We start from the raw sequence: 14,195 nt of genomic DNA on the forward strand, positions 1-14,195 counted from the left end.
TGTCCATACTCGACATGTCCATTGCGGCCATATCGCCGCTCGCTCCGGCCGGCTTCGGGGGCGCGGGCATGGCCATGTCGATGGCAAGCCCAGCACATAGGTCCAGCCGTGCGGCAGGTCGATGCATGCCCGATGCTCGGCGCCGCTGACCGGGTTCTTGATCGGCTCGCCATGACCGTCGGCCAGGCCCTCGACGTGCAGCCGTCCGGTTCGCGCGTCGACGTCGACCTCGAATTCGGCAGGGGCAAAGATCGGGTCATGGAATTTCGCCAGCGTGGTCGAGAAGACCTCGAATATTGTCGCGCCTGGTTCGGTGTCCTGTCCGCCCAGTGCGAAGCAGCGCTTCACGCTGTGCCGCGCTCGCCCTCTCGTCGACAACCAGCCGCCTACAATAGGTTGACCGAGGACGATCGGCTCCGCCGACAATCACTGCCGGACACGTTGGCCACCGCGTTTCAGGGCCCGCAGCCATGCCGTTCAGGTGAGAATTGGCATATTCGAAGTCTATCCCTGGCGGATGGAGGGCTGTTGCGCGGTCCATGACGCCGCACTATGGCTAGCGCCTTGTCAAACAGGCGAAGACGAAGAATGGCTAAAGACGGCAACGAACAGGGTTCCGGCAAAATGGGCATCAACACGCGGTTGGCCCATTCGGGCAACAATCCGCACGACTATTTCGGCTTCGTCAATCCGCCAGTCGTGCACGCCTCGACCGTGCTGTTCCGCAACGCCGCCGCAATGGCTGGCCGTAGCCAGAAATACACCTACGGCACGCGCGGCACGCCCACGACGGACGCCCTTGCCCAGGCCATTGACGCGCTGGAGGGATCCGCCGGCACGATCGTGGTGCCGTCGGGCCTTGCGGCGGTGACGATTCCGCTGCTCGCCTTCGTATCGGCCGGCGATCATCTGCTGATCGTCGACAGCGTCTACCATCCGACCCGTAACTTCGCCGACACGATGCTGAAGCGGCTCGGCGTCGAGGTGGAATATTATGATCCTCATATCGGCGCTGGCATCGCCGCCTTGATCAAGCCCAACACCAGGGTGGTGTTCACGGAATCGCCGGCCTCCAACACGTTCGAGGTGCAGGACATCCCGGCGATCGCCAAGGCGGCGCACGCGGCCGGCGCTATCGTGATGATGGACAACACCTGGGCGACGCCGCTTTACTTCCGGCCGCTCGACCACGGCGTCGACATCTCCATCCACGCGGCGACGAAGTACCCGGCCGGCCATTCCGACGTGCTGCTGGGCACGGTCTCGGCCAATGAAAGCCACTGGAAACAGCTCTATGAGAGCTTCTGCACACTCGGCTGCTGCGCGGGTCCCGACGATGTCTACCAGGTGCTGCGCGGCTTGCGCACCATGGGCGTGCGCCTGGAGCATCACCAGCGCAGCGCGCTTGCCATCGCGTCGTGGCTGGAAGGCCAGAAGGGCGTGGCGCGCGTGCTCCACCCTGCCCTTCCCAGTTGCCCGGACCACGATCTGTGGAAGCGCGACTTTTGCGGTTCGAGCGGCATCTTTTCCATCGTGCTTGCCGGCGGCGGCCAGAAGGAGCAGCACGCCTTCCTCGACGCGCTGCAGATCTTCGGCCTCGGCTATTCCTGGGGCGGCTATGAGAGCCTTGCGGTCCCGGTCTGGCTCGGCGACCGCGTCGTTGCAAAAGGCCCTTATGAAGGCCCGTTGATCCGCCTGCAGATCGGCCTCGAGGATGTAGACGACCTGAAAGCCGACATTTTGCGCGGTTTGGCCGCAGCGACGGCCTGACCAGCGCGCACGGACTGACTGCCGGACAGATCAGCCGACGACCGCAAGCCCTTGGCGCTGATGACAAAGCGCGAGCCGCTCGCGGCATCCCATTGCCGCGCGTCGCGCAATATTATTCTGCCGGGCCGCGACTTTGTGGATTTGTTTGACTTTCAAATCCGCGGATTCGGCCGCATTGCCTGCTGTACGGCATTTCCGACCAATCCATTTCCAACAAAGCTCGCCATGGCCTTTCGTCTCTTTGTCCCCATCCTTGCCGGCGCGACGCTGCGAGAGCGGCTGCTGGCCTGTATCGGCGCCACGATCGGCATCGCGCTGACCGGCCTGATCAGCGGGCTGGCAATGGGCGGCGGCCCGCATGTGGCCCTGCTGGTGGCACCGATGGGCGCCTCCGCCGTGCTTCTGTTCGCCGTGCCCGCGAGCCCGTTGGCGCAGCCCTGGTCGATCATCGGCGGCAACTCCATATCGGCGCTGGTGGGTGTGACGGTGGCGCATTTCATCCATGATCCGGTCATGGCCTCGGGTCTTGCCGTGGCGCTCGCCATCGCGGCCATGTCGTTCACGCGCTGCCTGCATCCGCCCGGCGGCGCGGCGGCGCTGACGGCGGTGCTCGGCGGGCCGGCGGTAGTCAGCGCCGGATTCCTGTTTCCGTTCGTGCCGGTTGCCTTGAATTCGATCATCCTGGTCACGCTCGGCCTGCTTTTCCACAGGCTGGCGCGGCGCAACTACCCGCATGTCGCCGCCCCCGCAGCCAGCAGCCATGGGACGGCCGATCCCCCGGCGCAGCAGCGCGTCGGCTTCCGGCCCGAGGATATCGATGCGGCGCTGACCACGCTCGACGAGACCTTCGACATCGACCGCAACGATCTCGAACGGCTCCTGAGGCAAGTCGAGCTGCAGGCCATGGTGCGCTCACACCGGACGCTGCTTTGCCAGGACATCATGTCCCGCGACGTGGTTTCGGTGCCCGAGCAGGGCACCGCCGACGAGGCGCGCCAGCAACTGCTCGATCACAACATCCGCACCTTGCCGGTGGTCGATGCGGATGCCCGGCTCGTTGGCGCCGTCGGTCTGCGCGAGCTGACGAGGACGACCGATACGGTGAAGGGCGTGATGTCGAAGGCCAGCACCGCTTCGCCCGAGACACCGGCGATGAGCCTGCTTCCCGTACTGACCGACGGCCGCAGCCACGCCGTGGTCATCGTCGATGGCGAACGGCGCATCCTAGGCCTGATCACCCAGACCGACCTCCTGGCGGCGGCCGCGAGCGTGCAGGCTGCAGACAGAGGACTGGCGGCGGCTTAGATTCTTTGTCTTGACGCAATTTCCAAGGGAAAGTGCTACGCGCTTTCCCCGGGAAAGCCGCTCACACTTTTCCAGGAATTGCTCCAGAATACCGGAGGCAGGTTGCCGAAATCCGGGAACCTTTTTCCGGCGGGCGCATCCAACGTGCAGTCAAGCGTCTGTTCGGGGAGATCCGGTCGCGATGAGCAAGCTCGCAATGCCCGTCAAAATGCCCGGGGTGGCCGAGGCCATTTCCGGCGACTTGCTGCTTGTACAGCGAGCCCTGGTACGCGACGCGGACGCCGTCCGCGCCATCATCAAGACGTACAACCAGCGGCTCTATCGTATCGCGCGCGGCATACTGCGCAACGACGCCGAAGCCGAGGACGTCGTCCAGGAGGCCTATGTCCGTGCCTTCGCCAATCTGGCGACATTTCGCGGCGACTCTTCGCTCGCCACCTGGCTATCACGCATCGTCATCAACGAAGCGCTCGGCAGCCTGCGCAAGAGGCGCGGCACCGTGGCGATGCCCGAAAATCCGGAAACGCAAATCATCCGCTTTCCCCTCAACCCCAACGACGACCCGGAGCGGACGATGGCGCAGCGGCAGATTCTCGCACTTGTCGAACGGGCGACCGACAGCCTGCCCGACATCTACCGCATGGTCTTCGTGGCCCGTGTCATCGAGGGCCTGAGTACGGAGGAAACCGCCGATCTGCTCGGCGTGCGGGCGGAGACCGTCAAGACAAGGCTGCACCGGGCACGCAGTCTGTTGCGCAAGGCGCTGGATGACCAGATCGGCCCGGTCCTGCTCGACGCCTTCCCTTTCGCCGGCCGCCGCTGCGAGCGTTTGACCAAGGCGGTGATGGGACGGCTGGGCTTCGAATGATCCCGTCGCGATTTCGCGGGAACGTTTCTCCCGGCCGCGCATCCAATCGGCGTCAACTGGAATGTAAGCCCGGCGCTTCCTCGCCGCCGGGCGAAGGAGGATGCCATGTTCACCCGATATACCGCCGCCCTTGCCGCCCTGCTTTTCGTCAGCGCTGCTCCGTTCGCGCAGGCTGCCGACAAGCCGACCGACCCGCAGATCGCCCATATCGCCTACACAGCCGGCGTCCTCGACATCGAGGCGGCCAAGCAGGCTATCAAGATATCGAAGAACAAGGAGGTCGTCGCGTTCGCCAAGGACATGGAGCGCGACCATGAGGCGGTGAACAAGCAGGCGCTCGACCTGGTCAAGAAGCTCAAGGTAAAGCCCGAGGACAACGCCACCAGCCAGGCGCTGACCAAGGCGGCGGAAGAAGAACGCGCCAAGCTCGCCAAGCTGAAGGGCGCGGCTTTCGACAAGGCCTATATCGAGAATGAGGTCGCCTATCACAAGCAGGTCAATGGCGCGCTCGAAACGCTGCTCATTCCTTCGGCCAGCAATGCCGAACTGAAGAGCCTGCTCGAGACCGGCCTAAAGATCTTCCAGGGGCATGAGCAGCACGCCGAACATGTCGCCGGCATGCTGAAATGAAGGCGGGCGTCTCGATCGGTCTGCCATGGCTGGCCTCTCTGGCGCTTATGACGGCGCCGGCGGCGGCCGCAACCATCGAAGTCACCATCGACAAGCTCGTCTTCTCACCGGCAACCGTCGAGGCGAAGGTCGGCGACACGATCGAATGGGTGAACAAGGACGTGGTTGCCCACACCGCCACCGTCAAAGGCGGCTGGGAGGTGATGATCCAGCCAAAGAAATCGGCGAACCTGACACTGCAGGCGGCGGGATCGGTTGACTATTTCTGCCGCTTCCACCCCAACATGAAGGGTCACGTGAACGTGGCGCCGTGACGCCATCGCGGGCTGGCGGCGCAGAGCCGCCAGCTTCACGGCCCCGGTCCAACTTTTGCAGAAGCCGCCGCTGCTAATCGTGATGCGCCTTGATGCGATGACGATGCGCGGCCTGCTTTGCCCGGTTGCCGCACTGCGCCATGCTGCACCAGCGGCGCCGATGGCCGCGGGTGTGATCGACGAACAGCAGCGTGCAGGCCGAGCCCTCGCAGGCTTTCACATGTGAAAAATCCTCGCTGCAGACGAACCGCGCCAGCGCTTCGCCGATCGGCAGCAGAAGCGCCTCGGGCGATCGCCATTTGCGGGCCGTCTGAAGCTGAAAAGGGATCTCGTCGCCCGCAGGCCTCGCCTTGTCGGCTAGGACGACGATCCGGGTAAAGGCTTCGTCGCGCTCGAGCAGCCGGTTGAGCGGCTCCAGTTGCGCGAGATCCTGTGTGGCCAGCGGACGCCCCTTATGTTCGCGCACGAACCCGCGAAACCATTCCCTGAGGCGGCGTGCCTGATCGGCGACCTTGTCGAGTTCGCCCGGGAGAGCTTGCTTGCGCATCTCCCCAAGCGCTTCCGACGGCGCCAGCCGCGCCTGTTCGACCCAATCCAGCAATCCCTCGCCGTCCTTGATCCAGTCGACAGGGGTGTCGAGCGGCGTCGCGATCGAATTGAGGAAATCGAGGCCGAGCGCGTCACCGACAAAGATCGCAGCGGTCATCACAACTCCAATCGCGCATCGGTCCCGCCGAGCGCCCTGAACACAAATCAGTGATAACCCCTTCAAGTCAGATTGACAAGTTACACTTATACCCGTAACCGTTCTAAATACATTATAGAGGTTACCCATCGATTTGGCCCGAAAAGGAGCCAACGCATGCCAGCTCGATGCGGTCGCGAGCCTGCGGCGGGATTTCTCGCCCAATCTGGATAACCTTCCGAACACAGGGTTTTAGGTTACTACAATGGAGAGAAGCATGACCGCCTACCGCAACACAGACATCGACGGCCTCAACATCTTCTATCGCGAGGCCGGTACGCCAGGCGCACCGAAACTGCTGCTGCTGCATGGCTTCCCCAGCTCGAGCCACATGTTCCGCGACCTCATTCCGCTGCTGGCCGGCCGTTTTCACATCATCGCGCCCGACCTGCCGGGATTTGGGCGCTCCGACATGCCGCCACGCGAAAGATTTGCCTATACGTTCGACCACCTTGCTGAGATCATCGACCGCTTCACCGAAGTGGTCGGCTTCGACCGCTACGCGCTCTACGTGTTCGACTATGGCGCGCCGACCGGTTTCCGGCTGGCGCTGGAGCACCCTGAGCGCATCAGCGCGATCATCTCGCAGAACGGGAATGCCTATGAGGAAGGTCTCGGCGACGACTGGAACCCGATCCGCGCCTATTGGCGCGACCCCTCACCGGCCAACCGCGAGGCGTTGCGCCCCGCCTTCAAGCCCGAGGCGATCGCCTGGCAATACACGCATGGCGCGCCGGTGGATCTGGTCTCGCCCGACGGCCACTCGCTCGACAGCTACTATCTTGACCGACCGGACGCGGAGGAAGTGCAACTCGACCTGTTCGGCGACTACAAGAGCAATGTCGCCCTCTACCCCGCCTTCCAGGCCTATTTCCGCACCCACAAGCCACCGTTCCTGGCGGTGTGGGGCAAGAACGACCCGTTCTTCCTGCCGCCCGGCGCCGAAGCGTTCAAGCGCGACATGCCGGACGCGGTGGTGCGTTTCCTCGACACCGGCCATTTCGCGCTAGAAACGCATGCCAACGAGATCGCCAAAGCGGTCCTCGACTTCCTTGATTGACGCGAAAAGAGGAGACTTGCCATGTCGAGCTCCGCCGCCATTGTCACCGGTGCCAGCCAGCGCATCGGCCAGGCCACCGTCGTCCGGCTGGCGCGTGAACTCTACGCACTGGTCGCGCGCAGCCTGCCAAAGCTCGAAGAAGCGATCAGGCGCCCGCCGGCTTACCATCGCGGCGTGGCCGGCGCCACGGGCGCCGTGGTGTTGATGTCGAGCAATTCGGCACTGTTTCCCAAGGCGCCCTATGCCACCCTCGGCACGATCAACGCCGCGATCGTGGCACTGGCAAAAGCCTTCTCCGACCGCGGCATCGCCGACGAGGGGCAGGTCAACAGGGTGCCCGGTCCGGTGATGACCGGCCGCCGCCGCTCCTGTCTCGAACGCCGGGCGCCGCCGCACAGGATGAGCGTCGAGGAGGTGACGGCCAACTTCCCCGGAGAAGCCGGCATTGCCCGCTACGGCGAGCCGGAAGAGATCGCCGAGCTGGCCTTGCTGGCGTCACCCGCCGCGCACTGGATGACCGGCTCGACGCTGCGCATGGATGGCGGCGAAGTGAACTCGATCTGAGGAGGATGGCATGATTGCCTGGAACAGCGTGACCCGCGCCACGTCACGCGCGCGATGGAAGAGTATGACCGGCGGGGGCCCGAGCGATTCTTCGCCGAGCACGGCTTTGCCCCGACCACGACCTACGAGCTGGTGGTAGACGACCGCCTCTACCCACCGAAGGCGATCCTCGGCACCGCCTACGAATTCGCCACCGGCAAGAGGCTGGCTTCGGGCGACTTCGAGGGCGGCAAGAGCGGCGCGGTGAAAGTGCTGGGGCAGTTGGGGTTCATCGTCAGGGCGAAGTGACGGCCATCGACGCCGCACTCCGACATGACGCCTCATCTCGACACTTTGGCCTGCCCCGCAACCTGATCGAGCCTCAGCGAGGCGCGCCTTGTCTCGTCCGGCCTCGCGATGTGGGTCCAGGAGCCGTCGTAGCTGGGCTTGCGCCGGTCGATCCACGCCGCAAGGCCTTCCCTGAGATCGGCGGTCGGGGCCATGCGGGCGAACTGCTCGGCCTCGACCGACAATCCCTCGGCGATACCGAGGTTGATGCCGCGCGCCACCGCGGTGAGAATGCCGGCCAGCGCTGCCTGCGAATGCGTGACGATGCGGCGGGCAAGATCGTGCGCTGCCGGCATCAGCTCGGCATGCGGCACAACCTTGTTGACGAGGCCGAGTTCGGCCGCTCGTTCAGCCGAAAAGGTTGCCCCCGTCAAAAGCAGTTCCAGCGCGCGCTTGCGCCCGGCCAGCCGCGGCAGGCGCTGCGTGCCGCCGAAGGTCGGCGGCATTGCGAGGTTGATCTCCGGCTTGGCGAACAGGGCGCGGTCGCTGGCGATGGCCAGCGGCACGGCCTCCGTGATCTCGCAGCCTCCGCCGAAGGCAATCCCATTGACGGCGGCGATGATGGGTTTGCGGAAGGCCTCAAGCCTTGCCGTCAGTCGCTGGCCGCGCAGGACGAAGTCGCGCAGCGCCACATCCGTGCCCGCAGCTACACTCAATGAGAATTCGTTGATATCGCCGCCGGCGGAGAAGGCGCGCTCGCCGGCCCCGGTCAGGATGACGGCGCGGACCGCATTGTCGGTCTCTATCGTGTCGAGTATCGCGAGCAGGCGATCGACCAGGGCGTAGTTCAGCGCATTGAGCTTTTCCGGGCGGTTGAGGGTGAGGACGCTTACCCCGTCGCGGGTCTCGTTCAAGACAAGATCGGCCATTGTTCTTCCTTTCCAGATACGACGGAAGGGAATCACGCTTTCGATTGCGTGTATATTCACTAGTCGGTATACATGGCTCATGCTTGAGGCCGCCAGCCCGACCCGCAAACGCATCGTCGATGCCGCGACGAAGCTGTTCTATGCCGAGGGAATCGGCCGCGTCAGCGTCGACGCGATTGCCGAAAAGGCGGGCCTCACCAAGCGGACGCTCTACTACCACTTCAAGAGCAAGGACGATCTCGTCGCCGCCTATCTCGACGGGCGCGACCAGCCCAATCTGCGGCAAATGGCCGGCTGGTTCGATGCCGCCGAAGGCGGCGCACACGGCAAGGTCGAGGCGATCTTCGCCAATCTGGCGCGGGCTGCGCGCCATCCGAAATGGAAGGGATGCGGTTTCCTGCGCACGGCCGCCGAACTCGCTTCGATGCCCGGCCATCCGGCGATCAAGGTCGGATCACGCCACAAGTCGAATTTCGAGGCATGGCTGGCCGGCGCGTTGTCGGACCACGGCGTCGAGGAACCCCAGGCGGTGGCCCGCGAGATCGTGCTTTTGATCGATGGCTCCTTTTCGATCATGCTGGTCCACCGCAATCCCGATTACATCGAGGCGGCAGGACGGGCAGCGGCCACGCTTGTCCGGGCGAGATCGCGGAACAAGGATTGACCAACCGTGGCTTGGAGCGCGGCCGGCAAGCATGATATCGCAATGCCAGGGAGGCGGTGATGCGCATCATCTTTCGATGTGATCCAATGTTGGTCGAGCATTTGCCGCGCCCGGTCCCGGCGCGCGGCGCTCTGCCGGAATGGCTGCGCGCCATGCCCGCCACCGCCTATTCGGCGATCCACGGCCGCGACATTCGCACGCTCAAGCAATGCCCACCCGTTGTCGATGCGATGACCTACGGCTTCATGGTCCTGCTGCCGTGCGACGTCGTCGTCGACAAGGGCACCTTTTCGTGGGACTGGCAGATTCCAGAACCGGTCACGCAGAACCACCCCAGAGCGCCATTGAGCTTCCACACGCCGGGGCAACTCACCGGCAGCCCGCTTGCTACCCCCGGCCAAGCCGCCCTCAAATTCAACAGTTTCTGGACCATAGAGGTCGAGGAAGGCTGGTCGCTGTTCGCCACGCATCCGGTCAATCGCGAGGATCTTCCTTTCAGGCTGGTGACCGGGCTGGTGGATTCCGACCGGTTCAGCGATGGCGGCATCAATTTCCCGGCGGTCTGGACGGAACCCGGGTTCTCCGGCGTGCTCGGGAAAGGAACCCCGGTCGCACAGTGCTTTGCCGTTCCGCGGACAGCGCCGCAGCTGGAATACGAGGTGTTCGACGAAGGGCGGCAGGCGTCTTATGCCCGCACGGTCGCTGATGTCCTGTCAACGCCGGGTGTCTACCGCAAGCGGTTTCGCGCCCGGCGGGGGCGCTCCACTGGCGAGTGAGCGACGCAGTGCCTCCTCGTCAAGCCACAGCCGGCCACTCGGTGCCGATGTAAGCGCCATGGCAATGACGCCGAACGTGGATGGGCGCAGACGATAGGCCGTTGAATACGCCAGCATCGCCCCATCGAGATCACCAGTTTCCTGCAAGACAACGCCCAGATTGACCGCAGCCTCCGGGGTATCCGGGCTCATCTCCAGCACGCGTCGATAGGCCTGGGCGGCGGCGCGGAACTTGCGCATATCCTGACGGACCAAGCCGAGATCAAACCAGGCAGCCGGATGCCCGCCGCCGGCGACGGCGCGTTCGAGGAAACCCTCCGCTTCAACAGACGCGCCGCGTTGCCAGGCAAGGCGTCCGAGGCGCGCCGCGGCCTCCTCGGATTTTGAACCCCTTTGCAAGACAAGTGTCCACCATTCGCTCGCGGCCAAAGCATTGCCTGCCTGATCGAGGGTACGTGCCCGCTCGATCAGTATTTCCACCTGTGATGACAGCTTTGCCGCGCGATCCAGCTGTTGCAACGCTGCTTCGAACCGGCCGTCGGCCCGGGCAATCCTGCATGCGAGAATCAAGGCGGGCACATTATCCGCATGAGCGGCGAGACTCGTCTCGATGTGCGTGCGAGCCCCCGAGAAATCCGCCCTGGCGAACAAGACCGCCGCCAGAAGATGGCAAAGCGCCGGATCGTTCGGGTGTTGCTGCAGGCCTAGCTCGCACAGCTGCATTGCCTGGCCGTGATTGCCGGAATTGAAAGCGGCCACCGCACGTCGTACCAGATCGCCGCTTTCGCCTTGATTCGTCTTCGTCACAGCTTGGCCACTCCCGCTAGAACCCGAAGGCCAGCCATGCGGTGCCGGCGATGAGCGTGATCAGCGTCAGCGGCAAGCCGACCTTGAAGAAGGCACCGAACGACAAGGGTGTGCCTGCGGCCTTGGACTGCTCGGCGACGATCAGGTTGGCGACCGAGCCGAGCAGCGTGAAATTGCCGGCGAGCGTGGAACTCATCGCCACCACCAGCCAGGCCCGGTCGGGGCTTTCCAACCCAGGTATGAACGGTCGCAGCGCCAGCACCGCCGGAACATTGCTCATGATGTTGGAGAGTACCGCGGTGAAGCCGGACAGGCGCCAGACATCGTCGAGGCCGAGATTCTTGGCCGAGGCGACGAGATCAGGCGTCAGCAACGTCCTTTCGGCGCCGGCGACCACCACAAACAGACCGGCGAACATGAACAGCAGCGGGCCATCGATCTCACGGTAGATGCGGTCCGGCTTTATTGCGCGGGTGAGCAGGAGAATGGCGCCGCCGATCAGTGCCGCCTTGGCAACGGAAACGCCGGCGAAGAAGGCGATGGCCAGCCCGATGCAAACGATCACGGCCTTCAGCACCTGCCCGCGATGCATGCGGCCGCGCGAGATATGCGGCGTCAATTCAGCGGTGCGGGTGAATTCGGCGCGATAGACGACGCGCACGATGACGATGACCGCGATGAGGCCGAACAGGGCGACCGGCGCCAGCGCCGCCGAAAAAGCGGGATAGGAAATGCCCGACAGGGCGCCGATGACCATGTTCTGCGGATTGCCTGTGATGGTGGCGACGCTGCCGCAGTTCGACGCGGTGGCGGTGGCGATCAGATAGGGGATCGGGTTGCGATTGATGACGCGGGTGACGTGGACGACGATCGGCGCCATCACCAGGCAGATGGCATCGTTGACCAGAAAGGCTGACAGGACGCCGGTCAGCAGCGTCACCATCACCAGGAGCATGAAGGGCGCGTGCGCGTGTTCGATGGCGATGGCGCCCAGGCCACGAAAGGCGCCGGAAACCTTCAGATGCGCCACCACGATCATCATGCCGAGCAGAAGCGTGATCGTGTCGAAATTGATGGCGCGATAGGCGTCCTCCATGCTGATCGCGCCAATGGCGATCATCGCGGCGCCGCCAAGCAGCGCGATGCCCGCCCGGTCCAGGCGCAGGCCAGGGATGCGGCCGATGGCGACGCCGGCATAGGTAAGGACCAGGATCAGTAGTGCCGCCGCGCCCATCAATGTCATTGGTCAGATGTCCCGCTCGATCTGGTGGCGCCGAAGCGGTCCGCCGGTTGATTCTTTTGCATGTCAGCTTTGGCGATGTCGAGATTGATGACGAACGGAGTGGGCAAACCGTGATCCGCGCCCGGTATCGCTAACGCCGATAGAAATCCAGCCGCTGTTGCAATGCCAGCGGCGAAAACAGTCGCTCGACGGTCTGCCGCGCCCTGCGGCCCACGTCAGCCCGCAGCGCGGGATCGGCCTTGAGTTCGGCCAGGATTTGCGCCGCCTGTTGCGTCGTCTCGAAGAGAAAACCGTTTTCGCCATGGCTGATATGGTCGGCATAGCCGCCATGCGAATGGCAGACCACGGGCAAACCGCAGGCCATCGCCTCGAACACCACGCGGCCGAAGGTCTCCACATGCGAACCGGTGCGATAGTAGAAGACGTCGAGCGTCGGCAAAAACTGCTCGGCTGCGAACTGGCCCTGCGGCAGGAGTTCGAGTTGCGGATGCGGCGCGAGCCTGTCCTTGAGCGGCATGCCGCCCTGGATCCGCAACGCAACGCCGTCGGCCAGCAATGCCTCGTAGAGCGCCAGATCGTCGGCATGATGCTTGTCCGCCGTGTCGCGGCTCAGCCTTCCCACCGTGAACGGACGGTCCGATCTTGCCGATCGTGGCGAAAAACGCCCGATATCGATTGGCGACGGATGCACGACGCCTTCGACCTGCAACATGCGCTGCTGGAATTCTGAGATCAGCACCAATTCGGCGCCGGGCCAGCCCAGCAGACGCGGCATGCCGGTCGTCAACCCGATGATCTTGGGATGAAAGGTGTTGAAGACATAGATCAGCCGGCGTGGCCGTCGGATCAGGTAAGGCCACACCTTGTTACGCCAATGCGCACCGAGGAAGACATAGGTGCCGCCGTCAGGCACCTCGCGCCCTGCCGGCGAGACGCGGCGAATCGGAAATTGCCGCATCAGTTCACCGGAAACGCGCGACGAGGTTGCCCAAAGACGCACCTCCCGGTCGGCACTCAACAGCCGATACAGGTCCAGGGTTTCGCGCTCGCTGCCGCCAAACGGGTTCTGAAAGCCGTTGAACAAATGGATCATGATCGCCGCGCTTGCCTGACCCGGGCCGTCCCGCCACTCGTTCGCCGGCACCGAAGCAGGTTGTGGTTACACCTGCGGCCCGGGCGCTCAAGAAACCAGGAACGTTTCCAGCGATGCGCCATGCATCACCTCGGCCGGAGGAAGCACGCCGACGAGAAGGCGTCAAGGAAGCGGCCGCCTGCGTGCCTAGCAAGGTTGAGCTCAATGCACCGTGGCGGCGCTGGACTGAGACACCAGGGCGGCTTCCGCCGGATCGAAACTGACCTGATCGCGGCCATTCGACTTGGCGGCATAGAGCCGTCTGTCTGCGGCGGAGAATATCGCCTCGTAAGTCGTCGGCCCGCTGAAGCTGGTGCCGCCGATGCTGACGGAAAGCGGACAGGCGCGGCCGCCGGGCGAAAAGTCCATTTCGCGAATCCTCCGGCGGATGCCTTCGGCAACCAGCCAGGATTGCGAGGGGTCGACACCGGGAAGAAACACGCCAAACTCCTCGCCGCCGATGCGACCGACGATATCGCTGCCGCGCAGCTGTCCCTTGATCGCCTGCGCGATCAGCTTGAGCGCCTGGTCGCCACAGTCATGGCCGAGGCGGTCGTTGATAGACTTGAAGTGGTCGGCGTCGATGATCAGCAGTGCGCCGGAACGGGTCTGTTCCTGCTTGCGGGTTTCCTTGAGATAGGCCTCGACCAGCATCGAGAAGGCGCCGCGATTCAGCACCGCCGTCAGACTGTCGGTGGCGGCGATGATGCCGAGGTCGCGCTGAGCGATCGCCAGCTGGCGGATCTTCCACATGAGAAAAAACAGAAACGACCCGCCCAGCACCAGGGGCAGCATGAGGTCCGTCATTTGCGCGCGCCAGACGGCCTCGGGCGAGAGATAGGGGAAATTGAACGAATCGACGAAAAACGCCACGGCAATGAAGAATGCCGTGCCCGCGGCGGTGACAGCGATCACCCTGCCCCAACTGGTCGGCGACAGGTCGAGCTTCATCCCATTTCACTCCGTTAGCCGTCCCTACTATGACGTGCCAACGCAAACAAATTGATAAGACTTTCCCTTCAATTCGAGACCAGGGAGCCGGAGCATGCTCGCCCAGTTGGCAGCCGTGCTCCGGCGACGAGGGCAGGCTCGCTGACCAAATTTCGCACGATGCGGAGAAC

General features: G+C 64.1%; 16 protein-coding genes and 1 pseudogene. 10 read left to right on the forward strand and 7 right to left on the reverse strand.

Annotated elements, in window-relative coordinates:
• Positions 1–90: 90 nt before the first annotated feature.
• Positions 91–379, reverse strand: a pseudogene (locus C1D09_RS26265) (DUF1326 domain-containing protein); the annotation flags it as partial.
• A 209-nt stretch (positions 380–588) separates the two neighbouring features.
• Here C1D09_RS26265 and C1D09_RS26270 point away from each other — a divergent pair.
• The 5 genes from C1D09_RS26270 (at position 589) to C1D09_RS26290 (ending at position 4,887) form a co-directional block, all read left to right on the forward strand.
• A complete protein-coding gene (locus C1D09_RS26270; protein ID WP_143976978.1) occupies positions 589–1,770 on the forward strand; it encodes a cystathionine beta-lyase in 1,182 nt (393 codons plus the stop codon).
• Positions 1,771–1,995: 225 nt separating this feature from the next.
• Entirely contained in the window at positions 1,996–3,075 is a 1,080-nt protein-coding gene (locus C1D09_RS26275; RefSeq protein ID WP_143976979.1) for an HPP family protein, read from the forward strand.
• A 181-nt stretch (positions 3,076–3,256) separates the two neighbouring features.
• A complete protein-coding gene (locus C1D09_RS26280; RefSeq protein ID WP_208760429.1) occupies positions 3,257–3,943 on the forward strand; it encodes an RNA polymerase sigma factor in 687 nt (228 codons plus the stop codon).
• A 105-nt stretch (positions 3,944–4,048) separates the two neighbouring features.
• Positions 4,049–4,573: a DUF4142 domain-containing protein gene (locus C1D09_RS26285; protein WP_143976980.1), complete on the forward strand. Its 525-nt coding sequence runs from the start codon at positions 4,049–4,051 to the stop codon at positions 4,571–4,573.
• On the forward strand, positions 4,570–4,887 hold the full coding sequence (locus C1D09_RS26290) for a cupredoxin domain-containing protein (protein WP_143976981.1): 318 nt from the start codon (positions 4,570–4,572) through the stop codon (positions 4,885–4,887). Before C1D09_RS26285 ends, C1D09_RS26290 begins: the two co-directional genes overlap by 4 nt.
• Before the next feature lie 73 nt (positions 4,888–4,960).
• Here C1D09_RS26290 and C1D09_RS26295 read toward each other — a convergent pair whose 3' ends face one another.
• Entirely contained in the window at positions 4,961–5,593 is a 633-nt protein-coding gene (locus C1D09_RS26295) for a CGNR zinc finger domain-containing protein (RefSeq protein ID WP_143976982.1), read from the reverse strand.
• 256 nt (positions 5,594–5,849) lie between these two features.
• On the opposite strand from C1D09_RS26295, the gene C1D09_RS26300 reads away from it, so the two are divergent.
• The 3 genes from C1D09_RS26300 to C1D09_RS26310 are packed head-to-tail and all read left to right on the forward strand — an operon-like array spanning position 5,850 to position 7,544.
• On the forward strand, positions 5,850–6,692 hold the full coding sequence (locus tag C1D09_RS26300) for an alpha/beta fold hydrolase (RefSeq protein WP_167514760.1): 843 nt from the start codon (positions 5,850–5,852) through the stop codon (positions 6,690–6,692).
• A 21-nt stretch (positions 6,693–6,713) separates the two neighbouring features.
• The gene (locus C1D09_RS26305; RefSeq protein ID WP_143976984.1) at positions 6,714–7,256 is read left to right on the forward strand and encodes an SDR family oxidoreductase; all 543 of its coding nucleotides are present in this window, start codon (positions 6,714–6,716) and stop codon (positions 7,254–7,256) included.
• Between the two features lie 54 nt (positions 7,257–7,310).
• Positions 7,311–7,544 carry a ScoMcrA-related endonuclease gene (locus C1D09_RS26310; protein ID WP_208760430.1) on the forward strand — a complete coding sequence of 78 codons (234 nt, stop codon included), beginning with the start codon at positions 7,311–7,313 and terminating at the stop codon, positions 7,542–7,544.
• A 32-nt stretch (positions 7,545–7,576) separates the two neighbouring features.
• Here C1D09_RS26310 and C1D09_RS26315 read toward each other — a convergent pair whose 3' ends face one another.
• The gene (locus C1D09_RS26315; protein WP_143976985.1) at positions 7,577–8,452 is read right to left on the reverse strand and encodes a crotonase/enoyl-CoA hydratase family protein; all 876 of its coding nucleotides are present in this window, start codon (positions 8,450–8,452) and stop codon (positions 7,577–7,579) included.
• Positions 8,453–8,531: 79 nt separating this feature from the next.
• On the opposite strand from C1D09_RS26315, the gene C1D09_RS26320 reads away from it, so the two are divergent.
• Together C1D09_RS26320 and C1D09_RS26325 are read left to right on the forward strand one after the other, a co-directional pair.
• Positions 8,532–9,116, forward strand: coding sequence for a TetR/AcrR family transcriptional regulator (locus C1D09_RS26320; RefSeq protein ID WP_143976986.1), 585 nt, complete (start codon positions 8,532–8,534; stop codon positions 9,114–9,116).
• 59 nt (positions 9,117–9,175) lie between these two features.
• Positions 9,176–9,892 (forward strand): hypothetical protein, encoded by a 717-nt coding sequence (locus C1D09_RS26325; RefSeq protein WP_143976987.1) that lies wholly within the window; start codon positions 9,176–9,178, stop codon positions 9,890–9,892.
• On the opposite strand, the gene C1D09_RS26330 is transcribed toward C1D09_RS26325, so the two are convergent.
• The 4 genes from C1D09_RS26330 to C1D09_RS26345 all read right to left on the reverse strand — a co-directional run bounded on the left by C1D09_RS26330 (position 9,830) and on the right by C1D09_RS26345 (position 14,025).
• Positions 9,830–10,699 carry a tetratricopeptide repeat protein gene (locus C1D09_RS26330; RefSeq protein WP_143976988.1) on the reverse strand — a complete coding sequence of 290 codons (870 nt, stop codon included), beginning with the start codon at positions 10,697–10,699 and terminating at the stop codon, positions 9,830–9,832. The genes C1D09_RS26325 and C1D09_RS26330 overlap by 63 nt on opposite strands.
• Positions 10,700–10,715: 16 nt before the next feature.
• Positions 10,716–11,942, reverse strand: a complete 1,227-nt coding sequence (locus tag C1D09_RS26335; RefSeq protein ID WP_143976989.1) for an anion transporter — start codon at positions 11,940–11,942, stop codon at positions 10,716–10,718.
• Between the two features lie 130 nt (positions 11,943–12,072).
• On the reverse strand, positions 12,073–13,035 hold the full coding sequence (locus tag C1D09_RS26340; protein WP_143976990.1) for a glycosyltransferase family 4 protein: 963 nt from the start codon (positions 13,033–13,035) through the stop codon (positions 12,073–12,075).
• Between the two features lie 201 nt (positions 13,036–13,236).
• Positions 13,237–14,025, reverse strand: a complete 789-nt coding sequence (locus tag C1D09_RS26345; RefSeq protein WP_143976991.1) for a GGDEF domain-containing protein — start codon at positions 14,023–14,025, stop codon at positions 13,237–13,239.
• Positions 14,026–14,195 lie beyond the last annotated feature (170 nt).

Source organism: Mesorhizobium intechi (assembly GCF_002879535.1).
Classification (GTDB): Bacteria; Pseudomonadota; Alphaproteobacteria; order Rhizobiales; family Rhizobiaceae; genus Mesorhizobium; species Mesorhizobium intechi.

Coding starts and splice junctions, on each gene's coding strand:
- C1D09_RS26280 (WP_208760429.1), top strand. CDS start 3,257: ATGAGCAAGCTCGCAATGCCCGTCAAAATGCCCGGGGTGGCCGAGGCC.
- C1D09_RS26305 (WP_143976984.1), top strand. CDS start 6,714: ATGTCGAGCTCCGCCGCCATTGTCACCGGTGCCAGCCAGCGCATCGGC.
- C1D09_RS26315 (WP_143976985.1), bottom strand. CDS start 8,452: ATGGCCGATCTTGTCTTGAACGAGACCCGCGACGGGGTAAGCGTCCTC.
- C1D09_RS26325 (WP_143976987.1), top strand. CDS start 9,176: ATGCGCATCATCTTTCGATGTGATCCAATGTTGGTCGAGCATTTGCCG.
- C1D09_RS26345 (WP_143976991.1), bottom strand. CDS start 14,025: ATGAAGCTCGACCTGTCGCCGACCAGTTGGGGCAGGGTGATCGCTGTC.
- C1D09_RS26320 (WP_143976986.1), top strand. CDS start 8,532: ATGCTTGAGGCCGCCAGCCCGACCCGCAAACGCATCGTCGATGCCGCG.
- C1D09_RS26340 (WP_143976990.1), bottom strand. CDS start 13,035: ATGATCCATTTGTTCAACGGCTTTCAGAACCCGTTTGGCGGCAGCGAG.
- C1D09_RS26285 (WP_143976980.1), top strand. CDS start 4,049: ATGTTCACCCGATATACCGCCGCCCTTGCCGCCCTGCTTTTCGTCAGC.
- C1D09_RS26310 (WP_208760430.1), top strand. CDS start 7,311: ATGGAAGAGTATGACCGGCGGGGGCCCGAGCGATTCTTCGCCGAGCAC.
- C1D09_RS26290 (WP_143976981.1), top strand. CDS start 4,570: ATGAAGGCGGGCGTCTCGATCGGTCTGCCATGGCTGGCCTCTCTGGCG.
- C1D09_RS26300 (WP_167514760.1), top strand. CDS start 5,850: ATGACCGCCTACCGCAACACAGACATCGACGGCCTCAACATCTTCTAT.
- C1D09_RS26270 (WP_143976978.1), top strand. CDS start 589: ATGGCTAAAGACGGCAACGAACAGGGTTCCGGCAAAATGGGCATCAAC.
- C1D09_RS26295 (WP_143976982.1), bottom strand. CDS start 5,593: ATGACCGCTGCGATCTTTGTCGGTGACGCGCTCGGCCTCGATTTCCTC.
- C1D09_RS26335 (WP_143976989.1), bottom strand. CDS start 11,942: ATGACATTGATGGGCGCGGCGGCACTACTGATCCTGGTCCTTACCTAT.
- C1D09_RS26275 (WP_143976979.1), top strand. CDS start 1,996: ATGGCCTTTCGTCTCTTTGTCCCCATCCTTGCCGGCGCGACGCTGCGA.